At 39.7% G+C, this 21,731-nt stretch carries 18 protein-coding genes and 3 tRNA genes; 8 read left to right on the top strand and 13 right to left on the bottom strand.

Annotated features, from left to right (window positions below; translation table 11 throughout):
- The first annotated feature begins 206 nt into the window (after positions 1 to 206).
- Together U9O96_06625 and U9O96_06620 are read left to right on the top strand one after the other, a co-directional pair.
- Positions 207 to 280, top strand: a tRNA-Ile gene (locus U9O96_06625).
- A gap of 297 nt (positions 281 to 577) precedes the next feature.
- Positions 578 to 1,504: a Fic family protein gene (locus U9O96_06620; GenBank protein MEA2054762.1), complete on the top strand. Its 927-nt coding sequence runs from the start codon at positions 578 to 580 to the stop codon at positions 1,502 to 1,504.
- A gap of 50 nt (positions 1,505 to 1,554) precedes the next feature.
- Here U9O96_06620 and U9O96_06615 read toward each other — a convergent pair whose 3' ends face one another.
- The 3 genes from U9O96_06615 to U9O96_06605 form a co-directional block, all read right to left on the bottom strand.
- Complete coding sequence (locus U9O96_06615) at positions 1,555 to 2,886, bottom strand: saccharopine dehydrogenase C-terminal domain-containing protein (GenBank protein ID MEA2054761.1); 1,332 nt, start codon at positions 2,884 to 2,886, stop codon at positions 1,555 to 1,557.
- 16 nt (positions 2,887 to 2,902) lie between these two features.
- Positions 2,903 to 4,210, bottom strand: a complete 1,308-nt coding sequence (locus U9O96_06610; protein ID MEA2054760.1) for a bifunctional lysine ketoglutarate reductase /saccharopine dehydrogenase family protein — start codon at positions 4,208 to 4,210, stop codon at positions 2,903 to 2,905.
- Positions 4,211 to 4,475: 265 nt separating this feature from the next.
- Complete coding sequence (locus U9O96_06605) at positions 4,476 to 5,867, bottom strand: radical SAM protein (GenBank protein ID MEA2054759.1); 1,392 nt, start codon at positions 5,865 to 5,867, stop codon at positions 4,476 to 4,478.
- Between the two features lie 106 nt (positions 5,868 to 5,973).
- Between U9O96_06605 and U9O96_06600 the strand changes: the two genes are divergently transcribed.
- Entirely contained in the window at positions 5,974 to 7,164 is a 1,191-nt protein-coding gene (locus U9O96_06600; protein MEA2054758.1) for a hypothetical protein, read from the top strand.
- 21 nt (positions 7,165 to 7,185) lie between these two features.
- Positions 7,186 to 7,734 (top strand): hypothetical protein, encoded by a 549-nt coding sequence (locus U9O96_06595; protein MEA2054757.1) that lies wholly within the window; start codon positions 7,186 to 7,188, stop codon positions 7,732 to 7,734.
- Between the two features lie 74 nt (positions 7,735 to 7,808).
- Here the strand turns inward: U9O96_06595 and U9O96_06590 are convergent, their stop codons facing one another.
- Together U9O96_06590 and U9O96_06585 are read right to left on the bottom strand one after the other, a co-directional pair.
- The gene (locus tag U9O96_06590) at positions 7,809 to 9,272 is read right to left on the bottom strand and encodes a PKD domain-containing protein (protein MEA2054756.1); all 1,464 of its coding nucleotides are present in this window, start codon (positions 9,270 to 9,272) and stop codon (positions 7,809 to 7,811) included.
- Entirely contained in the window at positions 9,269 to 10,180 is a 912-nt protein-coding gene (locus U9O96_06585) for a hypothetical protein (protein MEA2054755.1), read from the bottom strand. Before U9O96_06585 ends, U9O96_06590 begins: the two co-directional genes overlap by 4 nt.
- A gap of 376 nt (positions 10,181 to 10,556) precedes the next feature.
- Here U9O96_06585 and U9O96_06580 point away from each other — a divergent pair, with 376 nt between their 5' ends.
- A complete protein-coding gene (locus U9O96_06580; GenBank protein MEA2054754.1) occupies positions 10,557 to 10,946 on the top strand; it encodes a hypothetical protein in 390 nt (129 codons plus the stop codon).
- A 307-nt stretch (positions 10,947 to 11,253) separates the two neighbouring features.
- Here the strand turns inward: U9O96_06580 and U9O96_06575 are convergent.
- Positions 11,254 to 11,384, bottom strand: a tRNA-Glu gene (locus tag U9O96_06575).
- A 7-nt stretch (positions 11,385 to 11,391) separates the two neighbouring features.
- A tRNA-Gln gene (locus U9O96_06570) sits at positions 11,392 to 11,464 on the bottom strand.
- A gap of 84 nt (positions 11,465 to 11,548) precedes the next feature.
- Here U9O96_06570 and gatD point away from each other — a divergent pair.
- The 3 genes from gatD to U9O96_06555 all read left to right on the top strand — a co-directional run bounded on the left by gatD (position 11,549) and on the right by U9O96_06555 (position 16,289).
- Positions 11,549 to 12,859 carry a Glu-tRNA(Gln) amidotransferase subunit GatD gene (gene gatD / locus U9O96_06565; protein MEA2054753.1) on the top strand — a complete coding sequence of 437 codons (1,311 nt, stop codon included), beginning with the start codon at positions 11,549 to 11,551 and terminating at the stop codon, positions 12,857 to 12,859.
- 20 nt (positions 12,860 to 12,879) lie between these two features.
- Complete coding sequence (locus U9O96_06560; GenBank protein MEA2054752.1) at positions 12,880 to 14,028, top strand: PKD domain-containing protein; 1,149 nt, start codon at positions 12,880 to 12,882, stop codon at positions 14,026 to 14,028.
- Positions 14,029 to 14,096: 68 nt separating this feature from the next.
- The gene (locus tag U9O96_06555) at positions 14,097 to 16,289 is read left to right on the top strand and encodes an MMPL family transporter (protein MEA2054751.1); all 2,193 of its coding nucleotides are present in this window, start codon (positions 14,097 to 14,099) and stop codon (positions 16,287 to 16,289) included.
- Between the two features lie 87 nt (positions 16,290 to 16,376).
- Here the strand turns inward: U9O96_06555 and U9O96_06550 are convergent, their stop codons facing one another.
- The 6 genes from U9O96_06550 to U9O96_06525 form a co-directional block, all read right to left on the bottom strand.
- Positions 16,377 to 16,553 carry a hypothetical protein gene (locus tag U9O96_06550; GenBank protein ID MEA2054750.1) on the bottom strand — a complete coding sequence of 59 codons (177 nt, stop codon included), beginning with the start codon at positions 16,551 to 16,553 and terminating at the stop codon, positions 16,377 to 16,379.
- 149 nt (positions 16,554 to 16,702) lie between these two features.
- A complete protein-coding gene (gene purF, locus U9O96_06545) occupies positions 16,703 to 18,100 on the bottom strand; it encodes an amidophosphoribosyltransferase (protein ID MEA2054749.1) in 1,398 nt (465 codons plus the stop codon).
- Complete coding sequence (locus U9O96_06540; GenBank protein ID MEA2054748.1) at positions 18,097 to 18,252, bottom strand: 50S ribosomal protein L37e; 156 nt, start codon at positions 18,250 to 18,252, stop codon at positions 18,097 to 18,099. The genes purF and U9O96_06540 overlap by 4 nt, the downstream gene beginning before the upstream one ends.
- A 4-nt stretch (positions 18,253 to 18,256) precedes the next feature.
- A complete protein-coding gene (locus tag U9O96_06535; GenBank protein ID MEA2054747.1) occupies positions 18,257 to 18,472 on the bottom strand; it encodes an LSM domain-containing protein in 216 nt (71 codons plus the stop codon).
- A 48-nt stretch (positions 18,473 to 18,520) separates the two neighbouring features.
- Positions 18,521 to 19,540, bottom strand: coding sequence for a zinc-dependent dehydrogenase (locus U9O96_06530; protein ID MEA2054746.1), 1,020 nt, complete (start codon positions 19,538 to 19,540; stop codon positions 18,521 to 18,523).
- A 102-nt stretch (positions 19,541 to 19,642) separates the two neighbouring features.
- Positions 19,643 to 21,421: a PKD domain-containing protein gene (locus U9O96_06525; GenBank protein MEA2054745.1), complete on the bottom strand. Its 1,779-nt coding sequence runs from the start codon at positions 21,419 to 21,421 to the stop codon at positions 19,643 to 19,645.
- Positions 21,422 to 21,731: the final 310 nt, after the last annotated feature.

The raw sequence follows: 21,731 nt of genomic DNA, 5'->3' as shown, positions 1-21,731 counted from the left end.
TTATGGCTTTGCGAATTTTTTGTCCAAATTCATAGAGTGTCATCTCATCCCACTCCAAGAGATAAGACATTGCTCTTTATAAAAAATGTCGAAATTTTTCAGGAAAAATTCCTATTCGTAGAGACTATGCTATGATGTCTTGCATTATTTGGAATGGAGCGCATATATGCAAATTTTTTATATATCCGGTTTATATATGGGTTTTAGGGCCCGTAGCTTAGCCCGGTGGAGCGTCTGGCTCATAACCAGATGGTCGCCGGTTCGAATCCGGCCGGGCCCATTTTTCTGCCTACTCTTTTTTCAGCAAGTATATGTCATTTTTTGTTCATGATCCCATCACCCAATAGTATATTCACCAGGTAGAGATAAAAGGTGTAGAAAATGGGATGTCCCAAAAACCTATGGATTTAAATACTCCTTCTTATGATTTTCAAAAAACTCAGCTAACGCCTTTGTTGTTATCTCGGAAATGGCACCTCTTCCTTTTTTGAGAAAAATCAATCTTAATTTGATTGAAATATCGGATAAATCAAAAAATAGCCGATATCGATATATACTAAAAGTTGTATATCGGATTATGAAAATATTATCGGATACCGATATATCTATGGATACGGGATTACTGGAGAGTATAAATAACAAAAAAGAGGAATTGGATTTAAAACGACCGTTACCACAAGATGTATTAAAAAATCTTCTTGAAGATATTCGAATTAGGCATACATATGACTCCAATGCCATTGAAGGGAACACGCTCACATTGGCAGAAACAAAGCTTGTAATAGAAGAAGGAATCACGATAGGCGGCAAACCTTTGAAAGATCACTTGGAGGCAAAAAACAACGCGGAAGCATTTGGTTTACTATTACAGCTAGCTAAATCTAAAGCCGCTATAAACCATGAAACAATACAAAAATTACATTTCCTTGTGACACAGGGTATACTTGATGATGCAGGGAAATACAGGACTAAAAATGTGAGAATCCAAGGTTCTTCATACACTCCACCCGATTTTTCGAAAATAATAGGACTAATGGACGAGTATATATCCGCAATAAAAGCATCAAAAATCCATCCAGTTAAAGCGGCTGTATTTGCTCATTATGAATTTGTAAAAATACACCCATTTACCGATGGAAATGGCAGATTAGCAAGGTTGTTAATGAATTTATATCTTATGAATCATGGGTATCCGCCTACTGTACTCCATCAAGGAGATAGAAAAAAATATTATGAAACACTACACAAGGCAGATACTGGAAACATTGAACCTTTTGCAAACTTTATTGGTAAAGCAATAAAAGAATACCTCATTTCATTCCTTTCAGCATTTGGAGGAGAATATGAATTAATCCCTTTAAAAGAACTCGTGGAATATTCACCCTATTCACATGATTATTTAGGCTTAAGAGCACGACAAGGTGTGCTCGATAGCGTAAAAATTAATGGTAAATGGCATTCGTCTAAAAAAGCCCTAAAAGACTACTACAAAAAATACAGATGACTTTAGATACATGAAAAATTTGGAAGGTAAAAATTTCACTTTGTTGTGTATTACGTATGCAAAACTTCAGTTTTTTCTTTGAATGTTATGCCCATTTGCTCAAGCTCGTCTAACACAGGATTATAAATCTCGGGAATTACCGGTATATGAACTCCCCTTATCACTATTTTTTCTTTCAGAATCATTTTTACCGCAATTGCTGCTGGAAGTCCCACCGTTCTCGCGACAGCAAAATCTTCATGAGGCACACCATACTCAATCAAAGTTGAAGTGATATATTCTCTGTCGTGTTGCGGATATTCTGCGATAAATTCATGACGGAGCACTATCATATCTCTCTCCCCGCTCTCAAATTTCAACTTTTCAAGCATTTTATTGTTGAGTATGTCGATTGGCGACTTTTTATCTTTTGGCAGAGGTTTGTCGCTGAGCAAGCCAAGCCATTCCAGTCTTTTCATTACCGCAGAATATGTGTCAATACCGAGATACTTCGCAAGATCCTTTTTTAGATCATTTCCTTCAGTGCTTTTTATAAGTTTTCTCAAAAATTCTTTAAATGTGAGCTCTTTGATATCATCTCTCTCTGTTTCATCCAAATATCCAAGATCTGCTATCTTCTTCATGGTTTCACACCACCCTATGTTGCGGAGAGTACCTCTATATATCGTTTCTGTTTCCGGTATGTCATAGACATCGATGTAGGGGATAGAGTTTCTATTGGGATAGTTCTCGAAATGTCCTGCCCCTTCAATGGTCTTGATAGCGTAATGTTCAAAAAGTTTTCCTCCTAATACGCGTACTTCTTTTCCATTTTCTAGGTATTTTGCTGCATTCTTTGATGCGAGCAATACTCCTTTTGAACTCCAAGAAAATTTGTAACCAAACGGATTATTGCTTGCTTCAGGAGCGGGGAGTGCTCCGCAATATGATGAGAAACTTTTTACTTTCCCACCTTTATCATGTATGGCATGAATAATCTTCATTGCAGACATATGGTCTATGCCAGGATCAAGACCGATTTCATTCAGAATTATTATCCCTTCTTCTCTTGCTTTTTTATCTAATGCTTGCATCGCATCGCTTACATAAGAGGTGGTCACCATATGTTTCCCGTATCTTATGCAATGTTCCGCCACTTTGACGTGGTACATGTAAGGTAAAAGGCTCACCACTATGTCAGCATCTGATACCAATTTCTCCAATGACATGTCGTCATTGACGTCCAATGATACCGCTTCCCCCTTTGGATGAGCATTTATTATTTTCTCAGCCTTACTCACCGTTCGACTCGCCATTTTGACATACACATCTGGTTGATTTAAGAGATATCTGACAAGCGGCCGAGATACCATGCCTGCACCAAGTACCAACACTTTTTTCATTTTTTCACATCCTCTTCTATTTGTTTCCCAAATACCTCTGGAGATATTTGTAGTTAGGAGTCAGTTCCCCTTTATATGCAATGACAGCATTTTTTATGGATGGCGGGAGTTCGCAATCATCAAAATTTGAGGGAAAATCAGCGTGAGCTATTTCTGGAACAAAAGGGAAAAGGGTCTTGCTGAAATAAGTAGATGACTCCCTCGGTAATTCGCACGGCAAATTGTCAACCGCCATCACCATTACTCCATTTCCTTCAAAACCATCTACAGTTTTGTCTTCCAATGGATCGTAAATGAAGATCGGATTGCTCGGGTTCGTGCACTTACTCGTAAATTCGATTGATCCTCCAATGTCGCAACTAATATCCCCTATCACCCTTAATCGGGGTTTTTCTTTTTGCTCAAAAAGATATCTGATATAATTTTTTGTGACGAACCGTGGGTACCTCCCATTCCAATAGATGCAGTTCATAAAAATAGTGAGATGAGGAATGTAACTATCGAATTTAGAACGGTATTTTTCCGGATGTTCATAGTAGTCACTGAGTTCAAATTTTCCAGATAAAGGTTCAACCATATCCTTTTCCTCGAAGACCACCTTGTATATGTGTTTTGTTGAGGGGTTGGCGTAGAGTGAATCGATTTTTTCAGGCTCAACTTCTTTCATGGGGAGAAGATCGAGTATTTCTTGAGCACCTTTGGATACGTTGCCATACCCCCCAAAACCACAGATTAAAGGAGAGAGAGCCTTTGGAATACCATCGGTTGCGATTTTTTTCCCTACTTTTATTATCTCTTCTTTTGCTTTTTTGAGAGATTTATGGTGAAGGGTTTGGTGAATCTCGCTGAAGGGCATTGATATTCCCTCTAGCTCAAGCTTTCTTCCAAGGGCCCAAAGGGTGTCGATCATCCCCGCTATTCCTGCATATCCCCCGAAGAATATAAGGCGGCGCCCCTCTTCATCAACTATCTTTTCATAATCTATTAAGGTGCATTTTAGATCCAGAATTCTTTTAAGCATAGGCATGTTGTGTTTTTGCCCTTTAATGGTGTGGGAAAAAAAGACGTACGTCTTCCCACATTCAAATAATTTTGGAGGTATTTCTTTTATGGCGAAGATTATTGAACAAGAGGAAAGAGCATCTTGGACTTTCGCTCCTGCATACACATACTCTTCATCAGAAAAGACGCGAATTTTGGAGGGTTGAACTACACATTCGATTGAGTGTTTATCTTTGAGTTCTCTGACATGCTCTGGTATCAAGGGAGTTCGACGTTCCCAGCGATTCTTATCTTCTCTGCGCACTCCTATGAGGATACTCATTTTCATCACATATGCATATCTTATACGGTAAATCCTATAGGTATATGCAAATGAATTATAATATTTTTTCTCTTGTGATTTTCAAAAATTCCCGCAATGTTTCCACCAGATATTCCTGAAATTTTGTAACGTCTCATTTTTTCTGGCAAGGTGACTATGAATTTTTATCTATCAGAAAAACTTACGATTCAGCAGTAAAAACTACCACGTTACGATTTTGTAGGAATATCGGGTCTAAACCACTACCTGGAGAAATACATATAATCTAGAAATGCCGGAGACGTTTTTTTACCATTGATGGATGCACTCTGGGTGTAGCAGGAATAAACTTTCTCCAGTCTCCTTGAAGCAGTCTTTGATTAAAGGCAGATTTGTATATTGCTCTTGAACTCAAAAGATGATAGTTCATTGTTTGAGAGGAAATAATTCCAAGATTCTTGGTATTTCCCATTAACCTTCTAATCAGATTTTTCAGAGAATAATATTCATCTATAAATCTGGTTGTCCCTTCATAAAGTTCATTTGTTGTCATCTTCTTTGGCTGGAAAACTACATGGTACATATCATATTTTTCCCAATCTTTGGTAAGTATCCTCCCTTCACTCTCCATCCTGTTGTAGAATTTTGTTCCAGGCAGCGGGGTTAATATGGTCACTCCTATAGAATCTATATCCCACTCGCGAATGGCTTCTAAAGTTTTATCAAAAACATTTGGGGAATGGTCATCAAAACCGAAAGCAAAAGATCCTATAACGCCCATCCCATATTCATGAAGTTTTTTGACAACATGCCCATATTTTTTAACAACATTAGTCCCTTTTTTTAGTTGGTCTATCGTCGTCTGATAGATTGATTCAAACCCTATATCCCAGGCAATGCACCCTGCATCGCTTGCAATCTTTAGAAACTCTTCATCATCTACCATGTTTGCATGGCCAAAAGCTGCAAACTTTTTATCTAAATGTTTGATTTCCTTGAACAGAGCTTTTGTGTAATTCATATCAACCGTAAGTGAGCCGTCATAAAAGATAAAATATTTGTAAGGTATGGACACTATTTCCTGAACGACCTTTTTTATTGACTTTTTACGGTATATTTTCCCGAATCTCACATTTGATAATGCACAAAATTCGCACCCATATGGGCATCCTCTCGTAGCTTCTATTCCTCCTATTTTAATGATATTTGGAATTTTTGTCAGAGTTGCCCTGGGAATGGCATCTGTATTTACTGGCTTTTCCAAAATATAGAACGGCTTCAATCTATCTTTCTCTATATCGTTAATCAATTTTGGCCAAGTTTCTTCTGCTTCACCTATGACCACAGCATCCGCATGTTGCTTTGCCTCCTCCGGCAGGGCAGAGGCGTGGTATCCGCCAAGCACAACCTTTGTTCCCATTTCCCTGAACTTATCAGCAATTTTATAGGCTCTTGGGGCAGTTGCAGTAAAATAGCTTATTCCAACTAAGTCATAATGCTTTGTATAGTCTATCTTTTCATAATTTTCATCTATTATTTCTACATCGTATTTCTCTGGGGTTATCGCCTCTATTTGGCGCAATGTGATGGGGGGCCACATGAGATATACCCTCTCAAGCACCCTTTCATATAAACTGCGATTGGGATTGCCGGATGGTGTGATTAATAATATCTTCATATTTAACATCCAAATTTTTAACGTTCATTTTATGAACGTCTATATAATGAATGTTGATTTATAAGCTTTTCTAAAAGCATTTAACTCGAAAAGCATTAAAGTAAGAATGATGAAAAAGATAGTTGTAATTGGCGTACTTTTTTTCATGTTAAGTGGAACAACCTGCACCTTTTCTTTGGATGATTCCTCAAAAACAAAAATAGATAGAATATCAATAGCAAAAAATCATGTAATCATAGAAGTTGCGATACTTGATTCTGTAATCCCTTCATTTGCTTCCCCCTCAGAAATGGAGAAAATACTGAACGGTTATGCATGGTCATCTAGGAATTCATCCTACGGGTTCGAGACCCGATTTGTTACCGATATGCAAATATCAATGGGGGCGCTAGATGGTTGTGATTTAATTCTTATCCCCGGAATAGGAAAAGAATTCAGACGGCCTGTAGACAATAGCTGGCTTTTGCGATGGAAAAACGAGGTAAAAGCCTTTGTATCAAATGGGGGCGGCTATCTTGGGACTTGCGGGGGGGCAAATATAGCATCACAAGGTCTTGTAAGTGCATCAGAAAGAGGATGGACGGGAGAAACGGCATGGGAGTGGTTCATGAATAAATCAGCTATTGGGATCGTACCAGTCAGGGCATATCAGGATATGGGGGACCCTATGGCCTGCAGCATCATACAAAAAAACCCTGCCCGCATAGGTCAGTCGGCATACGTATGGTATAATCTTTCTATTGAGGGTTCAGGTGTATGCCAGCATTGCAGAATAAATAGGGAGCATCCAATATTTCGGGGCTATAAGTATGATACGCGGATAATAAGGTGGGTGGGCGGTCCGGCCCTGATTCCAGATGGGAATAATGTTACTATACTGGCATGGTATCCTGATGAAAACATTTCCAGGCCAAACGGCAACAGGAGCACGAGCATACATGCTTGGAGGTATAACTTTGATCCCATGGAGCCTTTTGATTTATGGGATATGGAAAGCAAACTCATAGAGACACATCTTGCAGGTAAGCCTGCTGCTATAGCGTGTGAATATGGAAAAGGAAGAGTGGTGATATTTGGTAATCATCCTGAGCATCCTGTATGGAGTGGAGGAAGGATTGTTGAGAAGGACACTTGTAGCAATAGCATGCTTTTTAAAGGGTTGTTCCAGTGGGAGGAGAGGCAGTCACTTCTTCCCTCGTTTAACTGGTGGATTGTTAGGAGGAGTGTTGCATGGGCTGCCGGCGTGCCTGCTGAAGAGTTGCCACCCATGAGTCCATTTTGTAACAAATTTTATTAAAGGAAATATGTTGCATAAACAATGAAAGACGAAGGAAAGCAGGATGTTGTTTATAAAATTTTTAGGCTGCTCAGGGAAAATGTCGTAAAAATTCTTATGGTTTTGAGAGAAAAAGAAAAAATAAGGTGGAAAGAACTTCAGAAGGAAACTGATATGCCGACCGCAACATTTAATCGTTCTCTTGCTGCCCTGCAGGAAATGCATTTTATTTCAAAGGAAAAAAATTATTATGGGCTTACGTGGGCTGGAAGACTGGTCATTGATGGCTTTTTGCTTCTGGGGTGGAGAATCTCAGACAAAACCGACCAGATTGAAGATGTTGCGGCAGAAAAAGTGCTGGCAAAGGATATTGTTATGGCTATCATTATGATCATATTTGTCAGCCTTCGCGTTCGGGGGCGGTTGAATATCAAAGAATTAGAAAGGGAACTGGAGAACGAAAGAAACGTGATAATAAAAATAATTGAGGAATATGAAAAGGATGGATATGTTACCATTGAAAATGGCATGATTGTTGCAACAGAAAAAATTAATGAACTTACTCCAGAGAAATTTTTCCCCGTAGAATAGCATTTGCATCAGTCTATATGGAGTTAAAAACCCCGATATTTGTGGTACAATGTACAATGTCGCATACCTATTGGTTAAAAATGCAAAGGCTTTCCTTTAAATAACAGAGCCAAATTACAAGGAAAACTGATGTATCTGCTTATGCCAACTGGGAATGGAACAGACCATCCACTTATGCCTCCATTTCCATCTTTAGCTGTTACTCTAATTTCGTAGTTCCCTGGCGAACCCCATTTGTTTTCGACCTGTATCTCTTCTCCTGACTTATATGGGCCCAGCCAGTCGCTGAATCTACCGTCTCCCCAGTCAAATAAATAATATAAATTATCTCCATCTATGTCTATGGCAGAAGCTTTGTACGTATATTCCTTCCTCACTTTTCCCGTTGCAGGACCAAATATCTCAGGAATGTTTGGAGGAGTGCCATCACGTCCATATGTTCTGAACCAAATCTCTTTGAATCCAAACCAGGTTTTATTTCCCCATGTAATGCCACCGTTACCAGAAAAATATGCCTCTCCTTTATTGTATACATCTTCTAAGGTTCCGAATAGATACCATCCTCCGCGAGAGGAATTCGGAGAAGAAAAAATGATATAATAAGTATTGCCCAGATTTACCTTGATATCTGGAAAATTTATGGTTAAGTATTGTACGGAGCAAGGTATTTCATTGCTTGGTAAAGTTACAGATGTTAAAGCAGAGCCATTTAAAGAATCGGAGATTTTAATGTATAAATTATCTTCTCCATTACCTTTTGAAATGTGAAGGTCAATCTTAGTTAAAATATTGCAGGAAGGAATAAAACTCTGGGCAGTCAAATGCCCACCACCAATACCTACCCCCCAGCCAGAATCGACAAGTTGCTGTTGATCGACTTTTTCGACTGGAGAATAATAGTAGGTTTTAAAACAAAAATCAACATTCGCTTTTTTCCATAGCAAACCGTATGTATAACTTTTATATCCCCTCCCATTTTTGTACCCTTCATCACTTATTCCTCCCCGCCAAACATAAAAGCCATTTCTTGACTTGGGAGAAGTTAATAAAATATAATACTCTTTTTCTGGTTGGAGGTCAACATTTTTGAATTCAATTAATCTCCAATCTACACCACCAGAAAAATTTATTGATGCAACAGCTATATCTGATCCTCTTAAAAATCTTCTAATTTTGATGTACAGATTGCCTTCAGGATATCCGCTTTTAGCGAGAAGTAGCTTTATGGAGGATAAAGTTTTATATTCTGGACGAAAACTTTGGGCAGCAACATAATTTGAGCCTATTAATGCACCCCAATCTCCGCTATAAATTTGGGATTGATCCAGACCCTCCTCCGGATCATTAATCTTATTATAATCTAAATCATTGTTGTAAGAGGGGTTACGGTTTGTACATATTTTCATTCCGAATTCATCTACTTTATATTCTGTCCGTATTTCATTGAATTCTTCCATTTTATTTACATTTAGTACTCCCCCAGATCCACTACTAACAAGAAGTGTAAATATGGCGATAAATATTAGTAACTTTCTCATGTGACATCACTATTGGTATATTCACTATCAGTAGCTGCAATATCGATAGTGTTTTGTGACGTTGCAGTCGGAGTAGCCGAACTAGTTTCCGTTGTTGTCGTGGTTGGTGATGTTTCTGTTATTGCTGTAGATGTTGATATTGGAGTGGATACATGTACGGGTGTGAGTAATATACTATCTGATGTATTCGATGTATTATCTGATGCATAAGTAATAGATACCTGTATGGTTACAGTTATGCTATTAACCTCAGGGTCTGTTGGAACAATTTTAAAGTGTGTCGTGTAATCGCCCACATCTGCTTGATCTGGGTTAACTGTTACATAAATGATATCCATGTCACCTATATCCAGCCACCCATTGTGAGATGTTGTACCAGACACTGATATACTTAACAAAGGGAGAGAAAGTGCTTCACTTTCAAGGTTGTAGCCTACTGGAGCTTCTCCATCATTCCTAATCTCAATGGATTTCTCTTGGGGGTATTGCCATCTTCCAATATCTCCAAAGTTCAAGTAAGTCGGATTCACATTCAAATGTCCATGGGCAGGCAACCATTCCACATGGATATGATTAAGAGTTGCAATACCATCTATTGATGCTGACGCCTGGCCAGGAGAAATAAATCCTGACCACGCATTGACTTCACATCCAACAGAGACAATACTCATGACATGAATAGACCATCCTGGTTCTAGCCAAATTCCAGAGAAAGTGTGACTCCATGCGTTATCTATTTTTCCATTACCAGATTTTTTAGGTCCTTCATACTCTTCATATAGACTGTTGCTTTCGTTGTATATATGGATAAAAGATTCTGTAGGAGAGAACTTGCCATCGACACTAAACAAGATATTTCCGTCTATGCTTACATTTCCACCAGAACCATCCGGTGCGTATAAAATCATTCATTCCCAATCCCCTTTTATCTTTGTGTAAACAGTAAATGAATAAGTGCCATACTCTTTAGCTGTATAGAAATAATTTAACATGCATACATCACTCGCTGTACTACAAGGACATCCAGGAAATTGAGCAAGAGTATACACGCTAAAAACTCCGTTTTTATCGGGATAAATATCTTCACTTTTTTTGTGGGCCAGAAGGGCTCAAATTTAAGTTCGCTGCAGATGCTCCAAAATTAGCTACAAATACAAAAGCAACCGTTATTGCCACTACAATTATTAAGGTCTTACTTTTCATAATTATCACCAAAAAGCTATAATTACAAAGGTTATTTAAATTTTCCCCTGTTTTGTAAATTGTATCTAAGCAAGGTGGGTTATGAATCAAATTTTGCCCGAGGCAGAATCAATAAAATCCCTGAATAAAGCTGGGGAAATTATAGCGTTCTTATTCGGGGCAATGTATCTTTTATATTTTGTAGAAGGAACAATTTTGGGCGATATGGGAAGATTGCATATACTCTTTTTTTGGTCTAGTATGATATTTTTTATTGAAAGTGCAGCAGTCTTCGCTATTGCAATTGGTCTGATAAAAATCAATAGGACAATAGATGAATGGGAATACAGAAAAGCGAAGAAAAATCAATTTATATGGGTGGTAATATCTTTCATTCTAGGCATAATAACCTTTAACTTGGGTGCGATAGTGGTAGGAATTATTACAGTGATAGCTTATAAAAAATACGGCGATTTATCAGCTTTTGAGTAAGCCCAACGGATGAAAAAACTATTTGTTGCTATTTTTATCTAATGTTCCTAAATAAAGGAATGAATATATGGTAAAATCATATCTGCTATCATCAAAATGCCAAAGATAATGATGAGAGCAATCAAAAGTTTGAGAGCGAACTTTACCATTTTCCATCCGATGAATATAACAATTATTGCAATGAGAAAAATAAGCCATAGGGGGATGTGAAATAGCATCATAATGGTAAATTTGGAATGTTTATAAAACACTATCGGAATTATTTTGATTCCCGACCCTGATATATACTATTACATAAACTAAACAATGCTCCCGCCGGGATTCGAACCCGGGTGGCCGGCTCTCTTTGAACCCATTTTGGTGATGAAACACCTTTTCTAAAGGGGTTCCAGGGTTCTCGAAAGGCCGGAATGATTGGCCGGACTACACCACGGGAGCATTTCCATAGCCCTGGGCAGATTCGAACTGCCGTCATCGGGTCCAAAGCCCGATATGATTGGCCTCTACACCACAGGGCTATATTACCTAGGGAATATCATTTTCATATATAACTTTTGATGGTGTAATAAAAAATATATAGAGATGGAAGTTTGCATTGTGCTATGAAAAGAAAGGAAATAAAAAAGACGCTTGGAGAAATAGGGGCTGTGGAGGGAGATTTTATAGAAGTTGAGAGGAACGGGAAAACATATAGGGGCATACTCATGCCTCATCATGCATTTAGTGGGGAAGACATGCTGATAATAAAACTGGAAAATGGATATAACATTGGCATAAGAATAGATGATAACTGCAGGGTAAAACTGATTGAAAAGAGAAAAGAGAGAAGAAAGAAAAAGCGGGTCGTACCATTTGATAAAAGCAGGCCGTCCATAACATTGTTGGGAACTGGAGGAACAATTGCCTCATATGTTGATTATACTACCGGGGCTGTTCATCCTGCAAGCACATCCGAAGAGCTTGCTTTCTCTGTGCCGGAAATTTTTGATGTATGCAATGTCAGCGCAAAAATCATCTTTCAGAGGCTCAGTGAGGATATAGCGCCGCATGACTGGGAAAAAATTGCGAGAGAGGTAGCAGAAGAATTGAATAAAGGGGCAGAAGGCATCATAATAACTCACGGAACCGATACCATGGGGTATACGTCCGCTGCTCTATCCTTTCTGTTGAAGAATTTATCCGGCCCCGTTGTGCTCGTAGGTTCACAGCGGTCTTCTGACAGACCGAGTAGCGATGCGTTTCAAAATCTGCTTGCTGCAGCAAAGGTAGCAGTTAGCGATATTGGGGAAGTTGTGATCGTTATGCACGGTACGCCATCTCCCGGCTATTGCCCTATATACAGGGGAACAAAGGTGAGAAAAATGCATTCCTCCAGAAGAGATGCCTTTCGCTCCATTAATGAAAATCCTATCGGCTTTGTTGATGATGAGTTGCATTTAGTCACAAGCTATAGAAAAAAATCAGGGGGAAAAACGGTGGCAGACACTTCGCTCAATACAAATGTTTCCTTGGTCTATTTTCATCCAGGATTAAGCGAGGATGATTTCAGGAAAATGACGGAGGGAAAGGATGGTGTTGTAATTGCAGGAACCGGACTTGGGCATGTGAGCGGGAATTTAATACCTATTATAGAAGAACTTGTAGGAAAGGGCATTCCTGTGGTAATGACTACGCAGTGCATATGGGGGAGAGTTAACATGAATGTTTATGCCACCGGCAGGAAATTGATACAGGCGGGTGTTATATCTGGAGAGGATATGCTTCCCGAGACTGCACTGGTAAAGACGATGTGGGTTCTTGCCAATTTTGAAGGTGACGATATTAAAAAAATGATGAAAAAAAACATTGCTGGGGAAATTTCTAGGAGAACAATCTATGAGAGTTATCCCAAGCAAAAAAGATATATTCCATAAAGCAATAACAGGCTGAGAAAATGGAACTAAAAATGCTTTCAATATTGATCGTAATGCTTCTTTTGCCGTTAGCTGCTGCTTTACCCTCAACAAATGCACAGCTGGAAAAACCAAACTGGAGTAAGGGTGATTTCTGGGAATACAGTGGGACATATGTCGGAACGGCTTCCATGGATTTTGAAAACGCCACTCTATTTTCCACAATAGATTCTGATGTCTCCTTACGCATAGATGTGAAGAGTGTGGAAATAAAGGAAATAAACGGAAAATATGTAGGATGCTATGTTCTGGATGTGAAAAGTTCGGTATCAGGCACTTATACATATAAATTTGGGCAGCAGCAATATAGTGGAAGTTTTGATTTTTCTGTAAATGGAACCAGTCTATTTGCAACGGATAATCTGTCGATTATAAATTCCGATATAATTGTCAACGTTGACATAAACGTTCCGAACGTGCCAAACACCTTATCTACAGAAACTGATTACACTCCGCCATTTGATTTCATGGATTTTCCTGTAGTAAAGGGTGAAAAATGGACTTCAAGCTGCACGGCGACAACAATATATATGGGTGGGGGGCCAAGCAGTGCCCCTATCTCTTTCTCATTCGAGTGTACGGATAAAGTAGGAGACAGGTATATCATAAGGACCGATTACGTTCCTTTCATCGGTGACTTGATCCCTATCAACAATACGCTTATACTATGGTCGGAAAGTAAGGGGATGATAGATTCCATAAGGGGCCAATCACAGGAACAGAATATCCAAATAAACCTTATAAACTCCAGTTATGAAGGAAAAGAAAATGTGGCACCGGAGGCAAAGTTTTCCTATGACCGTGCAGATCCTTCTGTAGGGGATGTCATTACGTTTGATGGAAGAAGCTCGACTGATTCCGACGGAAACATAGCTTTCTATCAATGGAATTTTGGAGACGGATATGGCAGGACGGGAAGTGTTATTGCCCACCAGTACGGGAGCAAAGGAAATTATACCGTAACACTTACTGTTATTGATGACTACGGGCAGAGCGATACATATTCCAAGGAAGTAGAGGTTTCAGGAACTGGCAGCTCTTCCGGCAGCTCTTCCACCCCTGGATCCGAAGTAATGCCTTTACTGCTGGCTCTGCTTGCCATCGTGCTGTTAATGAAAAAAAGAAGATAGAATGCTCCAAATTCAGGTAATTTTAAATAGACTTTATACTTAAAGATAAAAATTATATAGGGGTATTCATGCAGTACGATATATTATTGAAAAAACCGAAGTTGACTATCATAATTTTTTCTATTATAACATTGCTGATATCCACTCAAGCACTGAATATAGTGATTTCATCAGACATAGAACTTTATATGCCTTCAGATGAACCGACGGTGAAAACGCTGAATAAGATACGGGCAGAATGGTATATTGATTCGGTTATTGTATATGTAAGTGCAGATGATGTAACGAGTGTGACAACTCTTAAGGAAATCGATGCTATAGAAGGTGCATTGAATCCAGAGGAGGGAATCGGTGACGGCGTAGTGTACACTGCAAGCATAGCATCTTTTTTAAGGGATATAAATGCCATTTTTCCTGTTATTGGGGAGGATAAAATACCTGACAGCCAGTGTCGTGTGAATACTCTTTTAAAGTTTATTCCAGATGAAATGAAATATAAATTTAACACTTCTGATAACAAAAACGCAGTTATAGTTCTTGCAACACAAAAAAATATCAGTGCCGATGATCTGCTTGAAAATAAAGTATATCCCCTTCTAGAAACAGCAACGGAAACAAATATGACATCAACTGGAGTAGTGACCATGTACAAAGAAACGGTGGATTGGGTAATGGAGAGGATTTACAGCGCTATCCTGATATCCGCTCTCCTGCTTGTGTTGACTATCCTTGCATTTCATAAGAGTATGAAAGCAGTTATTATAGCGATAACCCCGATAGTTTATGCGACCGGGCTTACTTTTGGGACAATAGGCATGACATCTATCAAGTTTTCCCCAACTGTCATAGCCGTGATACCCCTGCTGGCTGCTCTTGGTATTGCATACTCGCTCCATCTAATTAACCACTTTGCGGAGGAAGTGGAAAAACATTCTCCCGAGAAAGCGATGAAAAGAATTATTGCCACTACTGGAAAGGCTGTTTTGCTTTCTGCCATAACCACCATAGTGGGATTTGCATCTCTACTTTCATCGACGATGCCCCCCATTGAAAATATGGGACTGGCCTTTTTGATCGGTGTGTTTTACTGTTTTATTGCCACCATGGTTATGGTCCCGCCTCTTCTTATCATATCTGGATATAAGAGGAGGGGAATAAAGGGATGGAGTTCTTTTTCAAAGTTAACTAAATACAGAAAACATATCGCACTCGTATTTCTCGTATTAACCTTTCTTTCTGTTGCTGCTTTGCCGAGCGTTTCCACCAGAACGTCGATATGGGAGATGATGCCCGGGAAGATGGAAAGTAGCGTTGCAATGACGGACTATTCCGAAAAATTTGAGAGTGGACAAACCGGGGTGTTTGAAATAGAAACAGGACCGGAAGGTATTCTTGAGCCGTCGTTACTGAAAGAATTGGAATCCTTGGAAAAAACGATAAATGTTGGCATAAAAAATGCCTCTGCGTATTCGATCGTCGATGCTATAAAAAAACTTAATTTTGGAGTTATACCTCCCACAAAAGAAGAGGTGAAGGTACTGGTGGAGAACAGACTGGCAGATAAATACAAAAAAATGATGCTTAATGACGATTACAGCAAAACGCTCGTTTACGTGGATATACCGGTCATATCGATAGGAGATACAAGGAAGGCAGTAAATGGGGTAGATCAAATTTTGCGCCAGTATAATGATAAAACAGATGCAGACATTACAGAGCTTGTAGGGCTGGCATCTGTAACCGTTTCAGTGAACGATATGCTGATGGAGCAGCAGTTTCGTTTCATGTTCTTATCCCTGTTGTTGGTTTTTACATGCCTGCTCCTCGTATTCAGGTCTTTCAAATATGCAACAGTAACATTCCTGCCCATTTTACTTATATTGGTGTGGGAGCCGGGGGTACTTGTATTGACTGGCATACCGCTAAATGTTGCAACAATAATGGTTTCTTCAGTAGCCATAGGCGCGGGAATAGACTTTTCAGTCCACATAACAGAGAGGGTGAGAGATGAATTAAAAAATAAAACTGCCCTGGAGGCCATAAAAACTGCAATATCCACAAAAAGTCCTTCCCTCGTGGAAGCGACTATTGCCCTGATAGCAGGCGGCATACCTATATTTCTTATGGAATACGAGATGATAACCCAGTTCATTATTCTCGTCCTGATGATGCTTGTATTCGCATGCGTTGCATCGTTACTTGGTCTTGCTGCCATATACTCTATAAAAAATGGAAAATGGCTTGAGAGCTGGGGACGATAGAGTTGACCAGGAATAAAGAAAAAGGTTAGCCAGATTTTTTGTTCATTGGTTGGTAAGAAAAGAAGAGAAAGAGATATTTCCTTTGTTCTAGATGTTGAATATCCAGACAACTTGTTCATCTTTAGCTGTATTTCCAGCATTGTCATATGCAACAGCTTTTAGAGTATGTTTAAGGAAAACTGTTTCATCCCATAGCCATTCATATGGTTCTTCGTCATCTGTAGCCTTCAGCACATCATCAATGTAGAACTCTACTTTATCCATCATTTTTCACCTTAAAAAACAGGATTTTGTTATTAACAGTTTGCCATTATTTTTTTTACGTTCTTTGCCTGCATTTCCTTATCCCTTTTCAGAGGCAAAAAGAAAAGATGTAGCCAAATAGTCGCTGGATTATAAGATGTCCCTCAATTTCAATCCCATTTTTCCAATCTTTTTTGGAACCGATATCTCTCCTCATTTATCTTTATTGGATACTCACCAGTAACACATCCAAGGCAGAGGTCGTTGCGGTTCATACCAATGGCTTTTATCAGTCCTTCTATTGAGATATAACCCAGACTATCCGCATGTATTTTTTTTCTTATTTCCTCGGCGCTCATGCCAGATGCAATCAGTTGCTCTCTGGTCGTCATGTCTATCCCGAGGTAACAGGGGGCAATTATGGGCGGCGAGCCGATGCGAACATGCACTTCCTTCGCTCCGCGGGAACGCAATAGGTCTGCCATCTGTTTCATGGTAGTTCCTCTAACAATTGAGTCATCAACAAGAACTATGCGTTTTCCCTCAACAATGCTCCTTATTGGATTTGTTTTTAAAAGGACATATTTTTGCCTTACGCTCTGGCTTGGCATTATGAATGTCCTGCCTATGTATCTGTTTTTCATAAGCCCTTCCGCTATCGGTATGCCTGATTCGCTTGAGTAACCGTAGGCATGAGACCTCCCAGAATCAGGAACGGGAACGACTAGGTCTGCATCTGCCGGATGCTCCCTTGCGAGCTGTTCTCCTATCCTTTTTCTTGTTAGATAGACGTCTCTCCCATCTATTATCGAATCTGCTCTGGAAAAATAAACATATTCAAAAAAACAGTGGGCCTTATATTTTTCTTCCATCAGTTGATAGGATTTGTAACCATCTTCTGTTAGTTCTATCAGCTCACCGGGTCTTACATCCCTTATTAATTTCGCACCCAATACATCGAGCGCTACTGTCTCAGATGCTATGACATAGCCGTCATTGAGCTTTCCAAGGCATAGCGGACGTACGCCAAATGGATCTCTCAACCCAAAAACCCTGTTATTGAACATCATTGCAAGTGAATAGGAGCCCTTCAATTCCTTCATAATGCTTTTAACGGCTTTTTCAAAACTTTTGTTTTTTAGATAATCCGAGAGAAGAAAGGCCATGGATTCTTCCTCGCTTCCCATGGAAAAGTTATGCCCTTCTTCCAATAGCCTTCTTTTCAACTCATCCGAATTCGTAATTATTCCGTTATGTGCCAGAGCTATGTCCCCACTGGAAGTGTGAACGATTGTCGGCTGTGCATTATCGGGGGAGGATATCTTTATGGAGTAATAGGTATGGCCTACCCCTCTTTTCCCTTTTATCTGGGAGATATCTTTATCTTCAAATGCCTCATTTACAAGCCCAAGTCCTTTGTAATACTTTATTTCATCGCTACCGTTATCGTAAACTGCAATCCCCGCCGCCTCCTGCCCCCTGTGCTGCAATGCATTAAGAGAAAAATATATATATGAGGCTACATCGTTTTTCGCCGCAACTGCCACCACGCCGCATCTTTCCCTCATTTTCTCCAATTATAATCCCTGATTCTTTTTGTTTTCCCAAATCCGCAGGAAGCACATACCTTTGTCCTTGCATTAAAAGCTCTTTTACCGCATCTTCTGCAAACGATGTGGGTTTTCCCTCCTCCAGATTTAGATGGCGTTCCTTTTGTCATTTTATCACGGTGATATATATATTATATTATCTCCTCTAACTATAACTTTTTCCAGATCTCTTTTCTTTTCTCCTTCAAGAAGTTCCTCAGCATTTTTCAATATGAGATTGAGATGAGGGTGATCATATCCTTCCAGCACGCCCCTGTATTCTCTTTTCCCTCTTAGCTCTACTATAACTCTTTTTCCTATGCTGTTATGGATCATTTCGAGGGGTTTCATTGTTAGTGTATGGGGGTCTTGTACTTAATTTTTGCCATTGCATTTTTTCTATGGCTTGATCACCACCTTGATGGAATTCTCCGCTCTGGCAACAATTTGAAAACCTTTCTGTATTTTTTCTAAAGGAAGCAGGTGGGTAATCATATCTTTCACTTTCACTTTTCCCGATCTGAGAAGTTCAATCGATTCCACGATGTCTTTAGGAGCGCCGGCATATGTTGAAACCATTGTTACGCCTTTGTTCCATAAATCAAGCAAAGGGAATGAAATTTTTAAGCCAGGCCCTGTCGGAGCAAAAAACAGGATTGTACCGCCCCTGCCCACAGTCTGAATTGCCTGATTTACTGCCGGAGGGGCGCCTGTACATGTTACTACAAGGTCTGGCATATGCCCGTCGTTTATTTTCTTTATTTCCTGCAAGATGTTGTCATCTGCATGCAATGCCAGGTCAGCCCCAAACTCTCTCGCTTTGTCAAGCCTATAATCATTTATATCTGTGGTGATGATGAATTTAGCACCCATCGCCCGTGCAAGTTTGACATGGAGCAGCCCCGCCATGCCGCTGCCGATAATCAGCACCGTCTGCCCTTTTTTAAATCTGGCTATACGCAGCCCGCGTACAACGCATGCAAGCGGCTCTATTAATGTGCCTTCCTCGTATGAAATTTCATCCGGTAGTTTGAAAGTGCCTTTCTCCACATTTATCTCGGGTACCCTTATATATTCAGAGAAGCCGCCCGGATAGAAGTTTGTCGAATGCAGTGTATCGCATAGAGTATGCTGGTCGTTGAGGCAATAGCTACATTCATTACACGGCACATGATGCGAAACAAATACGTGGTCTCCTTTTTTGTAATTTCTCACTTCCTCTCCCACTTTTACAATATCGCCTGTCATTTCATGTCCCAGAACTCTAGGTGCTGTCTTGATGCGGTACCACTCCATCACATCGCTGCCGCATATCCCGCATGCTTTGACTTTAACCAGCAGTTCCCCTGGCCTAATTTCCGGGACGGGCATTTCCTCAATGCGAACATCATTGTTGTTATAATACATTGCAACTTTCATTGTGCCCGTAACCGTATCAAATTTTTAAAGATTGTTAGCCTGCTTGTGAGGTTAATGGAAAAATAAAAGAAGGAAAAGGGGAATGCTTCCTTCTTTCTCTTTCTATATGTTAAAGAACAGCGGTATAATCTCTCGTCCAAAGACCTGGAGGAGTAAGCTATTTATTTTTTCAAATATTGCCCAAATGACTGGATACGATTTTGGCATTGAAACTGCCAAGGAATCAGACCACTCGCTCTCTACCCCATTTACATCTTTGGCTTTGACTTTTATACCATAAGTGCCTTTTTCGCTCCATGTATGGGACGCATTTACAGATTGCCCTGAATCATATGGACCAAGCCATCCGCTATTTATTCCATCTCCCCAATCAAACCAGTAATAAATTTGGTCTCCATCAGGATCGATTGTTGACGATGAGTATGTGTAGGATGTCCCCACTCTTCCTGATGTTGGGCCAGAAGGTCTATCGGGTTTATTTGGTGGCTGATTAGCAGCAGAAATTGTTACTGTAAGAGTTGAGGACCAGCCGCTTTCAGCACCCCGCTCATCCGTAGCCTTTGCTTTCACCTGATAAGTACCAGCACTACTCCAACTATGAGATTTTGAAGCCGAATTCCCAGAAAAAACAAAGGCAGTCCAATCACCTGTTCCATCCCCCCAATCGAAGTAGTATTTCACCTTATCATTGTCTGGATCGGTTGCACTCGTAGAATAGGAATACGATGTACCGGCATTCCCAGATATCGGACCAGATGGTTTATCAGGCATATTCGGACGACGGTTATAGATATATGTTTTAGATGGATCTATTCCCTCTGAATCTCCCCAGGATAATGCATCCCATATCTGTGGATATTCAAGTTTCCAATTCTTGGCTTTGATGAAGGATTCCCAGTAAACAGAATAGCAATCCTCAAACTTTGAGAAATTGAAAGCTTCCTGCACAGAAACTTTTCCATCTTTGTTTCCAAATGGTGGTGTTAAATCAGGTTTATTTCCTGGTTTGTTAATATATGGTTGATCATCTGCTTCTAAGTATGCATCATTGTCAACGTCTCTAAAAGCCATCCTGAAACCGCTTGAAAACTCACTTCCATCATAATTGCCATTAGATGGATTATTGGGATTTCCATCATCATCTGGTGCATTTGGATCCCATGTAGCACCTTTAGTTGGATCACCATAACCGTACATGTCCTCCCAAGACTTTGTATACTTATCCGTTGAGGTTATCAGTATTCTATGACGGTGTGCTGCACCAGTTGGGTAGGCTTCGTGAAAAACTAACTTCTCTTTAAAACCACCCGAATAACAAGCTTGGAGTAATATCACCATCTGCTGACATTTGCGAGGCTGCCCATAAAGCCATATCGGATCAATAGAATCTAGCCAGCTATCCAATTCACCTGGTGTCACACCTGGAGCAATAGAATACTCACCTGTATTCTTATTATAATTTCCATGAGCCGTATAGAAAAGGAAAACACTATCTTCAGTTGTAGCTCTGCCTGCGACATCGTGTATTGATTTATTTATATTATCTTTTGATAAACTATAGTAGTGCTCTGCCCCATTCCAGTTCGATGGCGCAACATAATATATGTGATCACCGTTATAATCAAGTTCATTTTTTAAAAGTTGGTACATATCTCGAATGTCCGTTTCAAAGCCAGCACTAAAATCATCACTTCCACATACAAGTATCGCCCAGTATTTGCCCTTATCTGTGATTAAACTTGAAGGGGCAATGTTGTAATTCATGTTGTGGATTCCTTTTACTATCCCAGTATATGATGCACTCGCTGTCACTCCATAATAACCCGCGCCAACTACCAGTAAGCAGATGATGATGCCAAACATTTGCCTTATTTCTTTCATTTCCTATATTTACCTCCTCTTTGACCTTGCGAGGTAGGGCTCCTTTATTTTTCCGCCTCGCCCGTCACATTGTGGGAGGAAATTGCTCATAGATAGCCTTTGTTCTCTTATCATCCTCGTACAATGTTCTCCCACAATCTATAAATACCATAGTATTTACGGTATAAATAAATTCTTATCAAATCAGTCTCTACGAATAATCTCCATTTTGTAACCTAATTGTTTCTCCTCAGGTGACGAGAAGAAACAATCTATTCCTCTAAAATTTTCAGATGGAGGAAAACGAGGGATGGAAAACAGAGTTTTCGGG

Source organism: Candidatus Thermoplasmatota archaeon (assembly GCA_034660695.1).
Lineage (GTDB): Archaea > Thermoplasmatota > E2 > UBA202 > DSCA01 > JAYEJS01.
Note: the sequence above shows the minus strand (reverse complement) of the source record. Positions and strands in the feature narration are given on the sequence as shown.

Coding starts and splice junctions, on each gene's coding strand:
- U9O96_06615 (MEA2054761.1), bottom strand. CDS start 2,886: ATGAAAAAAGTGTTGGTACTTGGTGCAGGCATGGTATCTCGGCCGCTT.
- U9O96_06585 (MEA2054755.1), bottom strand. CDS start 10,180: ATGATTTTATACGCACCGGATGGTTCTGGTGGAAATGTAAGCATAGAC.
- U9O96_06535 (MEA2054747.1), bottom strand. CDS start 18,472: ATGAAACCCCTCGAAATGATCCATAACAGCATAGGAAAAAGAGTTATA.
- U9O96_06620 (MEA2054762.1), top strand. CDS start 578: ATGAAAATATTATCGGATACCGATATATCTATGGATACGGGATTACTG.
- U9O96_06555 (MEA2054751.1), top strand. CDS start 14,097: ATGCAGTACGATATATTATTGAAAAAACCGAAGTTGACTATCATAATT.
- U9O96_06590 (MEA2054756.1), bottom strand. CDS start 9,272: ATGAGAAAGTTACTAATATTTATCGCCATATTTACACTTCTTGTTAGT.
- U9O96_06610 (MEA2054760.1), bottom strand. CDS start 4,210: ATGAGTATCCTCATAGGAGTGCGCAGAGAAGATAAGAATCGCTGGGAA.
- U9O96_06530 (MEA2054746.1), bottom strand. CDS start 19,540: ATGAAAGTTGCAATGTATTATAACAACAATGATGTTCGCATTGAGGAA.
- U9O96_06550 (MEA2054750.1), bottom strand. CDS start 16,553: ATGGATAAAGTAGAGTTCTACATTGATGATGTGCTGAAGGCTACAGAT.
- U9O96_06580 (MEA2054754.1), top strand. CDS start 10,557: ATGAATCAAATTTTGCCCGAGGCAGAATCAATAAAATCCCTGAATAAA.
- U9O96_06540 (MEA2054748.1), bottom strand. CDS start 18,252: ATGACAAAAGGAACGCCATCTAAATCTGGAGGAGGGAAAACCCACATC.
- U9O96_06600 (MEA2054758.1), top strand. CDS start 5,974: ATGATGAAAAAGATAGTTGTAATTGGCGTACTTTTTTTCATGTTAAGT.
- U9O96_06605 (MEA2054759.1), bottom strand. CDS start 5,867: ATGAAGATATTATTAATCACACCATCCGGCAATCCCAATCGCAGTTTA.
- purF (MEA2054749.1), bottom strand. CDS start 18,100: ATGAGGGAAAGATGCGGCGTGGTGGCAGTTGCGGCGAAAAACGATGTA.
- U9O96_06595 (MEA2054757.1), top strand. CDS start 7,186: ATGAAAGACGAAGGAAAGCAGGATGTTGTTTATAAAATTTTTAGGCTG.
- gatD (MEA2054753.1), top strand. CDS start 11,549: ATGAAAAGAAAGGAAATAAAAAAGACGCTTGGAGAAATAGGGGCTGTG.
- U9O96_06525 (MEA2054745.1), bottom strand. CDS start 21,421: ATGAAAGAAATAAGGCAAATGTTTGGCATCATCATCTGCTTACTGGTA.
- U9O96_06560 (MEA2054752.1), top strand. CDS start 12,880: ATGGAACTAAAAATGCTTTCAATATTGATCGTAATGCTTCTTTTGCCG.